A 15779-nucleotide genomic window follows, 5' to 3' on the forward strand; every position below is an offset into this window, starting at 1 on the left:
TGGGGCGCGTATTGCAATGCCTGCCGTCGATTTGAAAGCCTATCTCGCCGCCACGGTGCGGCTGTTTCGCGTGCCGACCGATCCGGATCTGACGCGCGCGCAATTCGACGCCTTCTCCAAGCAGATCCCCCTGCTCTACTTCATCCTGATCACCAACACGATCGCGGTCGCCTATACCTACGTGCCGTTGGCGCCGGCCTCGCTGAGCATGATCGTGCCCGCCGTGTTGACCGCGGTGACCGGCCTTCGGACCGTCTGGTGGCTGCGTCAGCGGCATGTTGTGCGTAGCGACGCCGACATTCTGCGCAATTTGCGCCTCACCAACTTGATCGCGGCGCCGATCGCGGCGGGTTTCACGGCCTGGTCGTTCGCGCTCTATCCCTATGGTGATGCCTTCGCCAAGAGCCAGGTCGCGTTCTACATGGCCGTGACCGTGATCGGCTGCATCTTCTGCCTGATGCATCTGCGTTCAGCCGCGCTGATCGTGACGCTCGTCGTCAACGTCCCCTATGTGCTGTTCTACTTCGTCACCGGCGAGCCGACGCTGAAGGCAATGGCCATCAACAATCTGCTGGTCTCCGGCGCGATGGTAACGGTGCTGTTCATCTACTACCGCGACTTCGCCGATCTCGTCTCCAATCGCAAATCGCTGCTGATGCAGCAGGCGGCCACGCAAGCGCTATCGGACGAGAACTTCCGCCTCGCCAACCTCGATTCCCTCACCGAGCTGCCGAACCGCCGTCGCTTCTTCGCCGAGCTCGCGAGCGCCTTCAATGATGCCGAGCGCAGACACGTTCACGTCGCGGTCGGCATCATCGACCTCGACGGCTTCAAGCCGATCAACGACAATTACGGTCATTCCGTCGGCGACCGCGTCCTGATCGAGGCCGGCCGCCGCACCCGCGAGGTCTGCGAGGGCTTTGGACCGCAACGGGTGGAGTTTGCGCGCCTGGGCGGCGACGAGTTCGGTCTCGTCGTGTGCGGCGACCCCGAGGATGTCGATCTGGCGCGGCTCGGCGAACGCATCGGCGAGCAGGTCAAGCTGCCCTACCAGCTCGACACCGCCCATACCGGACTGTCCTGTTCGATCGGCTTCGCACTTTATCCAAACTCCGCGACGACGTCGGAAGCGCTGTACGAATGCGCCGACTATTCGCTCTACCACGCCAAGCGCCACCAGCGCGGCCGCACCGTGATCTTCTCGGGCGAACTCGAGGCGGAGATCCGCAGCCGTGGCGTCATCGAGAACCTGCTGCGGACGTCCGATTTCGGCGCCGAGATGGAGCTGGTGTTCCAGCCGATCGTCGATGCCATGAGCGAGCACACGGCAGGCTTCGAGACCCTGGCGCGCTGGCACAGCCCTCGCCTCGGCTGGGTCTCGCCCGCCGACTTCATCCCGGCGGCCGAGCGCATCGGCCTGATCCGGCCGCTGACGCAGGTGCTGCTCGCGCGCGCGCTCGCGACCGCAAAGTCCTGGCCCGACCACATCCGCCTGTCGTTCAATCTCTCCGCCCACGACGTCTGCGCGGCCGAGGGCATTTTGCCGCTGATCGCCATCATCGAGAGGAGCGGCCTGCCGCCGCACCGGATCGATTTCGAGATCACGGAGACGGCCGTCACCTTCGACTTCGTCCGTGCCCAGCAATCGATCGCGACGCTGAAGGCGATGGGCTGCGGCATCTCGCTGGATGATTTCGGCACCGGCTATTCCTCGCTGAGCCATGTGCACCGCCTGCCGCTGGACAAGCTCAAGATCGACCGCAGCTTCGTCGCGGACATCAACGAGAATCCGGTCAGCCACAAGATCATCAAGTCGCTCACGGGCCTTTGCGACGACATGGAGATCGCCTGCGTGGTCGAGGGCGTCGAGACCCGCGCCCAGCTCGACACGCTGCGCCGGCTCGGGTGCGACTTCATCCAGGGCTATTATTTCGCAAAGCCCATGCCGGGCGCGGCAATCGAGGACTATCTCGCCAAGGAACGCGAGCGCCTGGACCACGGCTCAACCAGCAAGGTTGTCGCCTGAGGCATTACACCGCGCAATAGCGCTCCTGGATGTCCTTGTCCGCGAGCAGTGCGGCCGCACTGCTCTCATGCACGACCTCGCCCTGATCGATGATCACGGCGCGGTCGGCCAGGCGCAAGGCCCATTCGACGTTCTGCTCGACCAGCAGCAGCGTCTTGCCTGCGTCGCGCAGGCGGCGGAACAGCACGCCCATCTCCTCGACCAGCACCGGCATGATGCCTTCCGAGGGCTCGTCCAGCAGGATCATCCTGGGATCGGCGATCAGCGCGCGCGCGATCGCCAGCATCTGCTGCTCGCCGCCGGAAAGCGTCACGCCCTCCTGGTCGAGCCGCTCCTTCAGCCGCGGAAACGTCTCGGCGATCTCGTCGATCGCTGCGCGCTCGTCGATCGCGCGGCCGGCTGCCACGAGGCCGAGCCGCAGGTTTTCGCGCACGGTGAGACCGGGAACGATGCGCCGTTCCTCGGGGACATAGGCAAGCCCAAGGTGGAAACGCTGATGGGCGCGGAGCGGCAACAGCTCCTTGCCAGCAAAACGGACGTGCCCCGTCGCCTTCGGCATCAGCCCCATCATCGCCCGCAAGGTCGTGGTCTTGCCGGCGCCGTTGCGGCCAACCAGCGCGACCACCTCGCCCTCCTTCACGTGCAGCGAGATGCCGTGCAGGATGTGGCTCGCGCCGTACCAGGCATGGAGATCGTTGATATCGAGCAGCGCGGTCTCAGCCATAACCTTCACTCTGTCCGAGATAGACCCGGCGGACCTCCGGATTGCTCCTAATCTCGTCGGGCGCGCCGTCCGCCAGCAGGCGGCCGTGATGCAGCACCACAACGCGCTTGGAGAGGCCCAGCACCATCTTCATCTTGTGCTCGACCAGCAGCACGGTGCGCTTGTCGGCGAGCCGCTCCAGCAGCGCGACCATGTCCTTGGTCTCTTCCGGCCCCATACCGGCGGTCGGCTCGTCGAGCAGCAGCAGTTCCGGCTCCGAGACCAGCGCGATTGCGATCTCCAGCGCGCGCTGCTGGCCATGCGAGAGGAATTTTGCCAGCTCGCCGCGCTTGCCGAGCAGGCCGACCGCGTCGAGCGCGGCGTCGGCCTTGGCATTGAGCTCCGGCAAATGCGCGCGGTTGTGCCAGATGTCATAGCTGACGCTCAGCGCCTGCGCCGCCACGCGCACGTTCTCGTGCACGGACAAGTCCGGGAAGATGTTGGTGATCTGGTAGGAGCGCGAGATGCCCTGATGCACGAAGCGATGCTGCGGCAAGCCGTTCAACTCGCGCCCGCGGAAGTGCAGCTTGCCCGAGGTCGGCGTCAGCGCGCCGGAGAGGATGTTGAAGAAGGTGCTCTTGCCCGCCCCGTTCGGCCCGATGATCGAGGTGAGCTGGCCCGCGGCAAAGGACACGGTGATGCCCTCGAGCGCGGTGAAGCCGCCAAAGCGCTTGCCGATGCCGTCGGCGCGAAGCAGTTCGCCGGTCATGGCCGCGCCTTTCCGACACCCAGCGCGTCCAGCAGCGTGCCCCAGATCCCCTTGGGCAGGAACAGCACGAACAGCACGAAGATCGCGCCGACGAAGATCTGCCAGTGCGGCGTCCAGACCGAGATGACGTCCTCCAGGACGAGGAATGTGGCCGCACCGACGAAGGGCCCGAAGAAGCTGCGGGCGCCGCCGAGCAGCACCATCATCACGATCATGCCCGACGTCTGGTAGTGCAGGATATCCAGCGGCACGATCGACAGATGCAGTGCCAACATGCAGCCGCCGAGCGAGGAGATCGCGCCCGACAGCATGAACACGATCAGCTTGCTGCGCTCGACATTGTAGCCGCAAGCCCGCGCCCGCTGTTCGTTCTCCCGGATCGCCTCGATCACCGCGCCGAATGGCGAGTTCAGGATGCGCGACTGGAACCACATGGCGAGCGCCGCGAGCGCCATCAGCACGTAATATTTGTTAACGGGATCGAGGAAGTTGACGGAGAGACCAAACAGGTTGATGCGGTCGACGGTGAAGCCGCGCAGGCCATTCTCGCCGCCGGTGAAGGACGCGGCCTGCAGTGCGACGTAATAGACGAGCTGGGCCAGCGCGAGCGTCACCATGGAGAAATAAATACCGCGCGTCCGCGTCGAGACGATTCCGATCGCGGCGGCAAGGCAGGTGCTGAGCAGAACGGCGATCGGCACCGCCAAGAACCAGGGCAAACCGTAGCGGCCGATCGCGATCCCGGTGAAATAGGCACCCGCGCCAAAGAACGCCGCCTGGCCGAACGACAACAGCCCGGTGTAGCCGAACAACAGATTATAGCCCATCACCACGACGCCGTAGATCAGGACGTTGACGGCCAGCGCCTGCGACGGCAGCAGCCAAGGCAACACGGCCAGCACCGCGACCGACAGCAGCACGCGCTGCTCAAGAAGCCAACCGAGGCCTCCGGACGCTGGCTTGGCGACCGCTTCGCCGCTCGATGGTGACGTCACGCGGTCCTCCCCCTCACGCCGAACAGGCCTTGCGGGCGGATCAGCAGCACCACGGCCATCAGGGCGAACATGACGATGGTCGCCATTTCCGGCGCAAACAGCGCCACCAGGCTGATGGAAATGCCGACCATGAGACCGGCGACGACGGCACCAACGATCGAACCGAGGCCGCCGATCACCGTGACCACAAAGGCTTCCGCCAGCACCAGCGAGCCCATTTCCGGATTGACGCTGCGCATGGGGCCCGCAAGCACGCCGCCAAGCGCGGCAAGCCCGACACCGAGGCCGAAGATCGCGAGCCAGACCCGGCCGATATCGACGCCGAGCACCTGCATGATCATGGGATCACGCGCGCCGGCGCGCACGATCAGGCCGATACGGGTCTTCTCCAGCGCCAGCCACAGCAAAAGAAGTACCACGGCGACCAGCGCAATCACGAACAGGCGATAGCGCGGGAAGAAGCCGATGCCGAGATCAAGCACGCCGATCAACTGCGGCGGGGTCGGGAACGGAATGCCGTCGCTGCCGAACACGATGCGTACGCCCTCAACCAGGATGTAGCTGAGACCGAAGGTGAGTAGCAGCGGATCGTCGATCGAGCGTCCGTAGAGTCTGCGGATCAGGACGAACTCGATCAGCATGCCGAAGGCGCCCATCAGGATCGGCGCCAGCAGCAACCCCCACCAGAAGCTTCCGGTGAGAGACGCCAGATACAGCCCCGCATAGGCGCCTATCATGAACAGCGCGCCGTGGGCGAAATTCACCACGCCCAACATGCCGAACACGATCGTCAGTCCAAGCGCAGTGATCACCAGGACCGCCCCAAGGGCGATCCCGGAGAGAAGCTGCATGATGATCAGCGACAAGTCCATCGTCACGCTGCTTCAGGTCGCGTGGCCGAGCTCGCTGCAGCTGCGCAGCATATCGTCGGAGCCGGCGTCGTTGGCGAGAATCGCGAACAGATCATTGTCGTTCGCCATGGCCGACTTCTTCTTGGACTCCAGCACCAGCACCGACTGCACCGACTGATGGTCGCATTTGCGGTAATGCTGCGGACCCTTGGTCAGATCGTATTGCAGCTTCTCCAGCGCATCGACGACCTTGTCGGTGTCGGTAACGCCGGCGGTCTGCATCGCCGCCAGCAGCGATCCAACGCCGGAATAGCCGTACGCACCGTAGTCGGTCGGGATCGCGCCGGCATTGGCCGCTTTGAAGGCCGCGTTGAAATCGGCCGCTGTCTTGCTCTGGGTCTCCAGACCCCAATAGTAATTGGCGCCGCCGACCACGCCCTCGAACACGTCGGGGCCGACCGCGAGGCGCTGGTTATGCAGGATCACGGGCACGACGATCTTCATCTGCTGCTTCACGCCGAAATCGACCGCCTGCTTGATCGCATTGGCCTGGTCGCGGCCGAAATTGGAGATGCAGAGCACGTCCGGCCGCATCGACATCAGGCGCGGCATGAAGGTGGAATAATCGGCGGCACCGAACGGATGCAGGATCTCGCCGACATTGTCGGCGCCGATCGCAGCTTGCGCGCGCTTGAAGCCGCGCAGCATTTCATGGCCGTAGGCATAATCCGCGACCAGATGTGCGACCTTCATGCCCTTCTTCAGGGTCTGCCGCGCCACGGCAGAAGTCGTCATGTGCGGGTTCAGCGCCTCATGGAAGGTGTATTTGCTGAAATCCTTGGCCTCGTTGATGGTGTCTGACTGGCTGATCGACACATAGATCACGCCGCGGGCACGGGTCACCTCGTTGACTGCGAGCTGCACGGCGCTCGAGAGCGCGCCGACCACGGCATGGACCTTGTCCTTTTCGATCAGCTCCAAAGTGCGGGTCGCGGCCTCGCCGGCGTTGAGCTTGTCGTCGCGCACCAACAGCTCGACCTTGCGGCCGCCGATGCCGCCCTTGTCGTTGACGAGCTTGACGGCGAGCTCCGCACACTTGACCTGGTCGCACGCTTCCGCGGCGAACGGGCCGGTCAGCGGCGTCGGAAAGCCGATGCGGATCGTTTCATCCGCTGCGCGTCCGAGCCGGGGCATGGCGAGCAGCGCCGCACCGGCCGAGAGGCCGGCGAGCGCGGTACGGCGGGATATTTTCGCGGTCGAACCGGATTTGGGCATGATCTCCTCCAACTGTCTTTTTTCTAGAATCGCTTCAGGGCTTTCAGGACTCTTGTGGGCGTAATCGGGATCGCATTGATCGTGGCATCGAACGGCGAAAGCGCATCGTTGACGGCGTTGAGCACGCAGGCGGACGCTGCGGCCGTGCCGGCCTCGCCGACCCCCTTGGCGCCGAGCTCGGTGTCGGCGGTCGGCGTCTCGACATGCGCGATCATGATGTCGGGCATCTCCATCGGCATCGGCACGAGGTAATCGGCAAGCGAACCGTTCATGAGCTGGCCGGTTTCGCTGTAGCGGCATTCCTCGAACAGGGCCGCACCCAGCCCCTGCACAATGCCGCCGCGTAGCTGCTCATCCACCAGCATCGGATTAATGACGCGACCGCAATCCTCGACGATGAAATGCTTCAACACCTTGATGAAGCCGGTCTCGACATCGACCTCCAGCGAGCAGCCCTGGATGCCGTTGGTGAAGGCGAAGGGATAGCCTTGCGGCGAGAAGTGGTGACTGACGGTGAGCTGCGGCTGCGTCCCCGGTGGCAGGGTGTCCGAGCGGAAATAGGCAATGCGCGCGATCTCGGAGATCGGCAGACGCTGCTGCCGCGTCGCGGCATCCACCACCTGGCCGTCGATGATATCGAGCGCCGCCGGTTGCTCCTGAAGGATGAGCGCCGCGATCTCCAGAATGTTGCGTTTGAGCACGCGCGTGGCCTGCAGTGCGGTCTCGCCACCGATGCCGGCGCCGCGGCAGGCCCAGGTGGCGCCGCCATGCGGCGTGACCTCGGTATCGCCGGTGACGACCTTCACGTGGTCCTGCGCGATACCGAGCTGATCGGCCACGATCTGGCTGATGATCGCCTCCGTGCCCTGTCCCTGCTCGGTGACGGAGATCAGGCAACGTACCTCGCCGGACGGCGTCAGGCTCAGAATGGCACCGTCCTGCGAGGAGATGCGCGCACCGCCCACACCATAGAAGGCCGGCCCCGGATTGGTGATCTCGATGAATGTCGCAATCCCGATGCCGCGATAGACGCCGCGCTTGCGCAAGTCCGCCTGCCCGGCGCGCAAGGAGTCATAATCCATCATCTCGTGCAGGCGCTTCAAACACGCCTGATGCGACAACGCCTCGAAACGGTAGCCGGTCGGCGAAGTCTGCGGATAGGAATCGTCGGCGATGACGTTCCGCGCACGGATCGCGAAGGGATCGAGGCCAACCTTGCTTGCAGCCATATCGACCAGCCGCTCGGTGACGGCGCAGGCGATGGGATGGCCAACGGCGCGATACTGGCTGGTCTGCACCTTGTTCTGGAACAGCACTTCCAGCGTGGCGCGATAGTTCTTGAAGCGATAGGGACCACCCATCAGGCGGATCACCTGGTTGCCCTCGACCACGCTGGTGCGCGGATAGGTCGAGAAAGCGCCGATCGCAGTGAGATCGAGCACGTCCATCGCGAGAATCTCGCCCTTGGCGTCGAGCGCCATGCGGGCCCGGACGCGATGATCGCGGGCGTGGATGTCGGAGACGAAGGATTCGATGCGGTCGGCGACGTATTTGACGGGGCGACCGAGCAGGATCGAGAGGCCGACTACCGCCATGTCCTCATGATAGACGTGCAACTTCATCCCGAAGGAGCCGCCGATGTCGGTCGCGATGACGCGGACACGGGCCTCGGGGATGCCGTAGTGGCGCGAATAGAGGTCCTGGAACTGATAAGGCGTCTGCGTCGCGTGATGCACGGTGAGCATGCCCGCGGACGGATCGTAGTCGGCGACGATGGCGCGCGGCTCCAGCGTCACCGCGGTGTGACGGCCGAACGAAAATTCCTCTTCCACCACGTGGGCGGCGTGCGCGAAGGCATCATCGACGGTGCCGCTATCGAGCTGGCTACGGAAGCAGACATTGTTGGTGCTACCGGCATTGATCAGCGGCCCGCCGGCCCGGCGCGCCGCGTCGATATCCACGACCAGCGGGAGGTCCTCGTAGTCGACCCCGATCAGCTCCAGCGCGTCCTCGGCAATCGCCCCGCTCTCGGCAACGACCGCGACCACCGCCTGCCCGGCCCAGACGACGCGCTCGAGCGGCAGTGGCCATTGCGGTGTGGAGGTCATGCCCTTGAAGTGATCGAGCGTGCCGGTCCAGGACGTGCAGATCTTTGCCAGATCCTCGCCGGTCGCGACGAGATGCACGCCTTCGAGGGCGCGCGCTTCGTCTGTCTTAATCGCGACGATCTTCGCATGGGCATGCGGGCTGCGCAGGAACGCGGCATAAAGCATACGCGGCAGCTTGAGATCACTGACATAGCGTCCACGTCCAGCCAGCAGGCGCTTGGCGTTGGGCCGCGGCACCGAGCGGCCGATATAGGAGTTGGGACGATCGAGCGAGGTCAGCGGCGCGCTCATGGCGTACCCCCGGCTTCCCGCCGTGCTTTGGCAACGGCGTCGATCGCATCGACGATCGCCTCGTATCCGGTGCAACGGCAGTAATTGCCCGACAGCGCGTCGCGGATGTGCTCGCGGCTCGGCTCCGCCACCTGCGAGAGCAGCTCTTGCGCGTTCACCAGCATGCCCGGCGTGCAGAAGCCGCATTGCAGCGCGTTGCGGCGATGGAATTCAGCTTGGAGATCGGCGATGACGCCGCTCTCGGTGAGGCCTTCAATGGTGTTGATCTCGGCGCCATCGGCCTGCACCGCGAACATCAGGCAGGAATGCACGGCGCGACCGTCGAGCTGCACGAGACAAGCGCCGCAAGCGCCCATCTCGCAGCCGGCATGGGTGCCGGTCAGCTCCAGCGCGTTGCGCAGGCAATCGACCAGCGTCTCGCGCGGCGCAACCTCGCAGGCGACCTTGCGGCCGTTGACGACGAAGCGGACGCGCACGGTCTCGTCGACTTCATCCAGCAGGGATTCGTCGAAGCCACTCATGCACCGTCCCTCAAGCGCCCGAGCAGGCGCCCCAGCAGCACGCGCGCGAGATGCAGCCGCATCGCCGGCGGCACCTCATCGCTGTCGGGCGGCGCGAGGTCGCTTTCGAGCGCAACTTGTGCAGCGGCGATACGCTCCGCATCCAGGCTCGACCCGATCAGGGCCCCCTCGGCGCCCTTCACGCGCGTTGGAATATTGCCGACCGAGAAGAAGGAGATGCGGATGTCGTCGATGTGGTCGCCGGCGCAGGTTGCAAGCATGCCGCAGCCGACCAGCGCATAATCGCCGCGCCGGCGTGCCAATTCATCGAAAGCAAAGCGCTGGTCAGCCTTGAACAAGGGAATGTAGATTGCGGTAATCAGTTCACCGGGCTGCAAGGCGGTCTCGAACAGGTCGAGGAAGAAATCGTCGGCCTTGATGCGTCGGGTACCGGAGGAGCCGGCGATCTCGATCTCGGCATCGAGCGCCAGCGTCATCGCCGGAAATTCGGAGGCGGGATCGGCGAGCGCGACGCTGCCGCCGAACGTGCCGCGATTGCGGATCGCGGGGTGGGCAACGAAGGGCGCGGCCGCGTGCAACAGCGGCGCGAACTCGGCGATCAGCGGCTCGCTCAGCATTTCGCAATGGCGCGTCAGCGCGCCGATGCGCAAAAAACCGCCTTCGCGCCTGACGCCGCGCATCTCGGCAATGTGGGTGATGTCGATCAGGAGCCGCGGCGCCTGCAGCCGCAGCGACAGCGCCGGCACGAGGCTCTGGCCGCCGGCAATGAAGCGCGCATCGTCGCCAGCGCGCGCATGAGCATCCAGCGCCTGGTCGATCGTCGCAGCACGAAAATAGCTGAAAGCCCTCGCCTTCACCGCCGTTTCCTCGAGATCCATCGGCTCATCAGCCGGGATGCCAGATTTGTAACCATCTGGTCTCAAAATCCTGACACGCCGCCGGAGAGCGGTCAACAGGAAATGACCATTTGGTCACAAATGCACCTTTAGGCTAAGAAGGCGGAAGAGATCGCGATTCACGGTCAAATGGCGAAGAAGACGCAGAAGACGGCGAAGCGACCGGCCCGACGAAGGGCCGAGACGGACAAGGCCGCGCCAAAGCGCCGCAACATGCGCGCGCCCGACCGCGAGCGCGCGATCGTCGACGAGGCCATCCGCTTCTTTGCCGAGCGCGGTTTTGAGGGCCAGACCCGCGAACTGGCAAAACGCATGGGCATCACCCATTCGGCGATCTATCGCCACTTCCCGAGCAAGGAGGCGCTGATCGAGCGGGTCTACCAGGAGGTCTATCTCAGCCGCTGGTCGCCGGACTGGGGTCCACTGATCCGCGACCGCTCACAGTCGCTGGAGGCGCGGCTGACGCGCTTCTATCTCGACTATGTCGAGCGCGTGTTCGAGTACAATTGGGTGCGGATCTTCGTCTCATCCGGCATGAAGTCGTTCGGCATCACGGGCCGCTATCTCGACATCGTCCGCCGCGAGATCATCGAGCCCGCGGCGGCCGAGCTGCGGCACGATCTGAAATTGCCCGATGCAAAGGCCCATCCGCTCGGCGAACGCGAGACCGAGCTGTTCTGGGGCCTGCACGGCCGCATCTTCTATCTCGCCATCCGCAAATTCATCTACGAGACGCCGATCCCGTCCGATCTCGACGCCATCGTCCGTGACGCCGTCCAGACCTTCATGGACGGCGCCAAGACGACGATGCCGAAGCTCCTGGTTCGCGGCTAGCTACTTCGCAAGGCTCGGCAGGTCGAGCCCCTTGTCGCGGGCGCAGTCGATCGCAATGTCGTAGCCCGCATCCGCATGGCGCATGACGCCGGAGGCCGGGTCGTTCCACAGCACGCGCTCGATGCGCTTTGCTGCCTCGGGCGTACCATCGGCGACGATCACCATGCCGGCGTGCTGCGAATAGCCGATGCCGACGCCGCCGCCATGATGCAGCGAGACCCAGGTCGCGCCGCTGGCGCAATTGAGCAGCGCATTGAGCAGCGGCCAGTCGGATACCGCATCCGAGCCATCCTTCATCGCCTCGGTCTCGCGGTTCGGGCTTGCCACCGAGCCGCTGTCGAGATGGTCGCGGCCGATCACGATCGGCGCCTTCAGCTCGCCGCGCGCGACCATCTCGTTGAAGGCAAGGCCGAGGCGATGGCGATCGCCGAGGCCGACCCAGCAGATCCGCGCCGGCAGCCCCTGGAACTTGATGCGCTCCTTGGCCATGTCGAGCCAATTGTGCAGATGCTTGTCGTCGGGCATCAGCTCCTTGACCTTGGCGTCGGTCTTGAAGATGTCCTCGGGGTCACCCGACAGCGCGGCCCAGCGGAACGGCCCGACGCCGCGGCAGAACAGCGGACGGATATAGGCCGGCACGAAGCCGGGGAAGTCGAACGCGTTCTTCAGCCCCATGTCCTGCGCCATCTGGCGGATGTTGTTGCCATAGTCGAGCGTCGGAATGCCTTGCGCGTGGAAATCCAGCATGGCCTGGACGTGCTCGACCATCGACGTCTTCGACGCCCGCTCGACGCCCTTCGGATCGGAGGCACGCTTGCTCTCCCAATCGGCCAGCGTCCAGCCTTTCGGCAGATAGCCGTTGATCGGATCATGCGCGCTGGTCTGGTCGGTGACGATGTCGGGCTTGACGCCGCGGCGCACCAGCTCGGGGAAAATCTCCGCGGCATTGCCGAGCAGTCCGACCGAAACGGCCTTCTTCGTTGTCGCGGCTTCCGCCATGATCGCCAGCGCTTCGTCGAGGGTTGCGGCCTGGCGATCGAGATAGCCGGTGCGCAGGCGCATCTCGATGCGGCTCGGCTGGCATTCGACCGCAAGCATCGAAGCGCCCGCCATGGTCGCCGCCAGCGGCTGCGCGCCGCCCATGCCACCGAGGCCGGCGGAGAGAATCCATTTACCAGAAAGACTGCCGCCATAGTGGCGGCGCCCAACCTCGACAAAGGTTTCGTAGGTGCCCTGCACGATGCCCTGGCTGCCGATATAGATCCAGGAGCCCGCGGTCATCTGGCCGTACATCATCAGGCCCTGGCGATCGAGCTCGTTGAAATGGTCGAGCGTCGCCCAATGCGGCACGATGTTAGAGTTGGCGATCAGCACACGCGGCGCATCCGCATGGGTTCGGAACACGCCGACCGGCTTGCCGGACTGAACCAGCAGCGTCTGGTCGTTCTCAAGCTTGCGCAAGGCGGCCGTGATCCGATCAAAACTCTCCCAATCGCGCGCGGCGCGGCCGATGCCGCCATAGACGACGAGCTCGCTCGGGCGCTCGGCGACATCGGGATCGAGATTGTTCATGAGCATGCGGAGCGGTGCTTCGGTCAGCCAGCTCTTGGCGCTGATGTCGCTGCCGCGGGGGGCGCGGATGGTGCGGTCATTGTCCAGTCGGCGGTTCATGAAGACCTCTTCAGACAAGTCTTGGAAATGGATCGGGTGAGAGCGAAGTGAGCGCGACGGCCGGGAGCGCATCAGCTTCGATCAGCGCGGCGGCTATGGCGAGGTCGTCGGCCATGTAGCGATCGGCACCGAGCTCCGCGACCTGCTCGCGAAGCAAGGCGATAACCGCAACGAGCGGCGCGCTGGTCGCATGCGGCGCGCGCAGCGTGATGCCCTGGGCTGCGACCAGAAGCTCGATGCCGAGGATCGCGGCAAGATTGTCGGCCATATCGGAAAGCCGCCGCGCGGCATGCGCGGCCATCGAGACGTGGTCTTCCTGGTTGGCGCTGGTCGGCGTCGAGTCGATCGAGCAAGCCGCGGCGCGCTGCTTGTTCTCGGCATAGAGTGCGGCCGCCGTCACCTCCGCGATCATGAAGCCGGAATTGATGCCGGGATCCGGCGTCAGGAACGGCGGCAGGCCGAAATTGAGCGCTGGATCGACCAGCGTGGCGATGCGCCGCTCGCTGATCGCGCCGATCTCCGACAGTGCCAGCGCGATCGTATCGGCGGCAAAGGCGACCGGCTCGGCGTGGAAATTGCCGCCGGAGACGATCTCGCCGGTCTCCACCAGCACCAGCGGATTGTCCGTGACGGCGTTGGCTTCGACAATCAGCGCGCGTGCCGCCTGCGTGATCAGGTCAAGCGCGGCGCCTGCGACCTGCGGCTGGCAGCGCAGGCAATAGGGATCCTGCACGCGCTCGTCGCCCTCGAGATGCGACAGCCTGATATCGCTGCCGTCGAGCAGTGCGGTCAGCGTTGCTGCCGCGGCGATCTGGCCAGAGTGGCCGCGCAGCGCCTGGATTTCGGGCCGGAACGGCGCCGTCGACGCCATCGCCGCATCGACCGACAGCGCGCCGGTCACGAGCGCGGCGCGGGCGAGGCGAAACGCGCGCAGCACGCCGGCGATGGCGTAGGCCGTCGAGAACTGCGTACCGTTGATCAGCGCGAGCCCTTCCTTGGGGCCGAGCGTCAGCGGCGCAAGGCCGGCCGCGGCCAGCGCCTCGCTGCCTGACACCGTCTTGCCATCGACGATCGCCTGCCCTTCGCCGATCATCACTGCGGTCATGTGCGCGAGCGGTGCGAGATCGCCGGAGGCGCCGACCGAGCCCTGCTGCGGGACCAGCGGATAGACACCGCGCGCCAGCATGGCCTGCAATTGCTCGATGACCTCGCGGCGCACACCGGAGGCGCCGCGGCCGAGCGAGACGATTTTGAGCGCCATCATCAATCGCACGATCGCCTCCGGCGTGGCCGGGCCGACACCGCAGCAATGCGAGACGATGAGATTGCGCTGGAGCAGCGCGGTCTGATCGGGCGGAATCCGTTTTGAGGCCAGCTTTCCGAAGCCGGTGTTGATGCCATAGACCGGCGCGGCAGCCTGCGCGGCCTTGGCGACAATCTGCGCAGCCGCCTCGACGCGCGGCCAGAACGCGGGATCGAGTTCGACGGAATCGCCAGCCAGCACACGCGCAAGATCGTCGAGGCTCACCGTACCCGGCCTGACGACGATTGTTGCGCCCTGCCCGGTCACTGGCCCCTCCAGACACGGCGGTGCAGCGGATTGAAGCCGATGCGGTAGACGAGCTCGGCGGGACGCTCGATGTCCCAGATCGCGAGGTCGCACCATTTTCCGGCTTCCAGCGTGCCGGTCTCCTCCAGCACACCGAGCGCCCGCGCGCCTTCGCGGGTGACGCCGGCGAGGCACTCGGCCACATTCATCCGGAACAGCGTCGCGCCCATGTTCATGGCGAGCAGCAAGGAGGTCAGCGGCGAGCTGCCGGGATTGCAGTCGGTCGCCAGCGCCATGGGGACGCCGTGCTTGCGGAACGCCTCAACCGGCGGCTTCTGGGTCTCGCAGATGAAATAGAAGGCGCCGGGCAGCAGCACCGCCACCGTTCCGGCCTTCGCCATCGCACTCGCGCCGGCTTCGTCGGTGTGCTCCAGGTGATCGGCAGACAGCGCCGAGAACTTCGCAGCGAGCGCAGCGCCGCCGAGATTCGAGAGCTGATCGGCGTGGAGCTTGACCGGCAGACCAAGCGTCCGCGCCGCCTCGAACACCAGCGCAGTCTGCGCCGCCGAGAACGCGATGCCTTCCATGAAGGCATCGACAGCATCAGCAAGGCCCGCCCTCGCGACAGCCGGCAGCATCCCGTTGCAGACGAGATCGATATAGCGATCCTTATCGCCTTCGGCTTCCAGCGGCAGCGCGTGCGCGCCGAGGAACGAGGTGCGGATTGCGATCTTCCGCTGGCGACCGAGGCTCCGCGCGGCCGTGAGCTGGCGCATCTCGGTCTCGGTGTCCAGGCCATAGCCGGACTTGATCTCGACCGTGGTGGCGCCCTCGCCGATCAGCGCATCGAGCCGCGGCAATGCGCTTGCGACGAGTTCCGCTTCGCTTGCCCTGCGCGTCGCAGCCACGGTCGAAACAATGCCGCCGCCGGCGCGCGCAATCTCCTCGTAGCTCGCGCCCTTCAGGCGCAGCTCGAATTCATGGGCGCGGTTGCCGCCATAGACGAGATGGGTGTGGCAGTCGACGAGGCCCGGCGTGATCCAGCGGCCCTCGCAATCGACCCGCTGGATCGCATCCGCATCCGTCGGGAAGTCTGCGGCTGCGCCGGCATAGGCGATGTGGCCGCCGCGTATGGCGATGACGCCACGTTCGATCTCGCCGAGGTCGGGACGATCGGCCCGCATCGTGGCAAGCCGGGCGTTGTGCCAGATCCGGTCGAAGCGCTCTGCCATGCGTGTGTCCCTTGGCCGTGGGATGCTTGACTTATATGTCTAGACATATAATCGTAAG

General features: G+C 65.3%; 13 protein-coding genes. 2 read left to right on the forward strand and 11 right to left on the reverse strand.

The annotated features are described in order from the left end of the window. Positions 1-16 precede the first annotated feature (16 nt). On the forward strand, positions 17-2026 hold the full coding sequence (locus tag NLM31_RS31240) for a bifunctional diguanylate cyclase/phosphodiesterase (protein ID WP_254194797.1): 2010 nt from the start codon (positions 17-19) through the stop codon (positions 2024-2026). Positions 2027-2030: 4 nt separating this feature from the next. Here the strand turns inward: NLM31_RS31240 and NLM31_RS31245 are convergent, their stop codons facing one another. The 8 genes from NLM31_RS31245 to NLM31_RS31280 are packed head-to-tail and all read right to left on the reverse strand — an operon-like array spanning position 2031 to position 10396. Continuing rightward, a complete protein-coding gene (locus tag NLM31_RS31245; RefSeq protein WP_254194798.1) occupies positions 2031-2750 on the reverse strand; it encodes an ABC transporter ATP-binding protein in 720 nt (239 codons plus the stop codon). Further along, complete coding sequence (locus NLM31_RS31250; RefSeq protein ID WP_254194799.1) at positions 2743-3498, reverse strand: ABC transporter ATP-binding protein; 756 nt, start codon at positions 3496-3498, stop codon at positions 2743-2745. The genes NLM31_RS31245 and NLM31_RS31250 overlap by 8 nt, the downstream gene beginning before the upstream one ends. Next, on the reverse strand, positions 3495-4493 hold the full coding sequence (locus NLM31_RS31255) for a branched-chain amino acid ABC transporter permease (protein ID WP_254194800.1): 999 nt from the start codon (positions 4491-4493) through the stop codon (positions 3495-3497). Before NLM31_RS31255 ends, NLM31_RS31250 begins: the two co-directional genes overlap by 4 nt. Continuing rightward, entirely contained in the window at positions 4490-5365 is an 876-nt protein-coding gene (locus tag NLM31_RS31260) for a branched-chain amino acid ABC transporter permease (RefSeq protein ID WP_254194801.1), read from the reverse strand. The genes NLM31_RS31255 and NLM31_RS31260 overlap by 4 nt, the downstream gene beginning before the upstream one ends. Before the next feature lie 12 nt (positions 5366-5377). Beyond that, complete coding sequence (locus NLM31_RS31265; protein WP_254194802.1) at positions 5378-6619, reverse strand: ABC transporter substrate-binding protein; 1242 nt, start codon at positions 6617-6619, stop codon at positions 5378-5380. A 23-nt stretch (positions 6620-6642) separates the two neighbouring features. Beyond that, positions 6643-9018, reverse strand: coding sequence for a xanthine dehydrogenase family protein molybdopterin-binding subunit (locus tag NLM31_RS31270; RefSeq protein WP_254194803.1), 2376 nt, complete (start codon positions 9016-9018; stop codon positions 6643-6645). Next, positions 9015-9539, reverse strand: a complete 525-nt coding sequence (locus tag NLM31_RS31275; protein WP_254194804.1) for a (2Fe-2S)-binding protein — start codon at positions 9537-9539, stop codon at positions 9015-9017. Before NLM31_RS31275 ends, NLM31_RS31270 begins: the two co-directional genes overlap by 4 nt. Further along, complete coding sequence (locus NLM31_RS31280; RefSeq protein WP_254196304.1) at positions 9536-10396, reverse strand: xanthine dehydrogenase family protein subunit M; 861 nt, start codon at positions 10394-10396, stop codon at positions 9536-9538. The genes NLM31_RS31275 and NLM31_RS31280 overlap by 4 nt, the downstream gene beginning before the upstream one ends. A 252-nt stretch (positions 10397-10648) precedes the next feature. Between NLM31_RS31280 and NLM31_RS31285 the strand changes: the two genes are divergently transcribed. After that, a complete protein-coding gene (locus NLM31_RS31285; protein ID WP_254135486.1) occupies positions 10649-11269 on the forward strand; it encodes a TetR/AcrR family transcriptional regulator in 621 nt (206 codons plus the stop codon). Here NLM31_RS31285 and hutU read toward each other — a convergent pair whose 3' ends face one another. From hutU to hutI, 3 genes are read right to left on the reverse strand one after another with little or no spacing between them, the layout of a single operon-like run. Further along, the gene (gene hutU, locus NLM31_RS31290; RefSeq protein ID WP_254194805.1) at positions 11270-12940 is read right to left on the reverse strand and encodes a urocanate hydratase; all 1671 of its coding nucleotides are present in this window, start codon (positions 12938-12940) and stop codon (positions 11270-11272) included. 10 nt (positions 12941-12950) lie between these two features. After that, complete coding sequence (gene hutH, locus NLM31_RS31295) at positions 12951-14510, reverse strand: histidine ammonia-lyase (RefSeq protein WP_254194806.1); 1560 nt, start codon at positions 14508-14510, stop codon at positions 12951-12953. Continuing rightward, entirely contained in the window at positions 14507-15721 is a 1215-nt protein-coding gene (gene hutI, locus NLM31_RS31300) for an imidazolonepropionase (protein ID WP_254194807.1), read from the reverse strand. Before hutI ends, hutH begins: the two co-directional genes overlap by 4 nt. Positions 15722-15779: the final 58 nt, after the last annotated feature.

Source organism: Bradyrhizobium sp. CCGUVB4N, from assembly GCF_024199945.1.
In the GTDB taxonomy this organism is placed as follows: Bacteria; Pseudomonadota; Alphaproteobacteria; order Rhizobiales; family Xanthobacteraceae; genus Bradyrhizobium.

Bases quoted from the DNA above. Each gene is read 5' to 3' on its own strand.
- NLM31_RS31240 (WP_254194797.1), top strand. From the start codon at position 17: ATGCCTGCCGTCGATTTGAAAGCCTATCTCGCCGCCACGGTGCGGCTG.
- NLM31_RS31245 (WP_254194798.1), bottom strand. From the start codon at position 2,750: ATGGCTGAGACCGCGCTGCTCGATATCAACGATCTCCATGCCTGGTAC.
- NLM31_RS31250 (WP_254194799.1), bottom strand. From the start codon at position 3,498: ATGACCGGCGAACTGCTTCGCGCCGACGGCATCGGCAAGCGCTTTGGC.
- NLM31_RS31260 (WP_254194801.1), bottom strand. From the start codon at position 5,365: ATGGACTTGTCGCTGATCATCATGCAGCTTCTCTCCGGGATCGCCCTT.
- NLM31_RS31265 (WP_254194802.1), bottom strand. From the start codon at position 6,619: ATGCCCAAATCCGGTTCGACCGCGAAAATATCCCGCCGTACCGCGCTC.
- NLM31_RS31270 (WP_254194803.1), bottom strand. From the start codon at position 9,018: ATGAGCGCGCCGCTGACCTCGCTCGATCGTCCCAACTCCTATATCGGC.
- NLM31_RS31275 (WP_254194804.1), bottom strand. From the start codon at position 9,539: ATGAGTGGCTTCGACGAATCCCTGCTGGATGAAGTCGACGAGACCGTG.
- NLM31_RS31285 (WP_254135486.1), top strand. From the start codon at position 10,649: ATGCGCGCGCCCGACCGCGAGCGCGCGATCGTCGACGAGGCCATCCGC.
- hutU (WP_254194805.1), bottom strand. From the start codon at position 12,940: ATGAACCGCCGACTGGACAATGACCGCACCATCCGCGCCCCCCGCGGC.
- hutI (WP_254194807.1), bottom strand. From the start codon at position 15,721: ATGGCAGAGCGCTTCGACCGGATCTGGCACAACGCCCGGCTTGCCACG.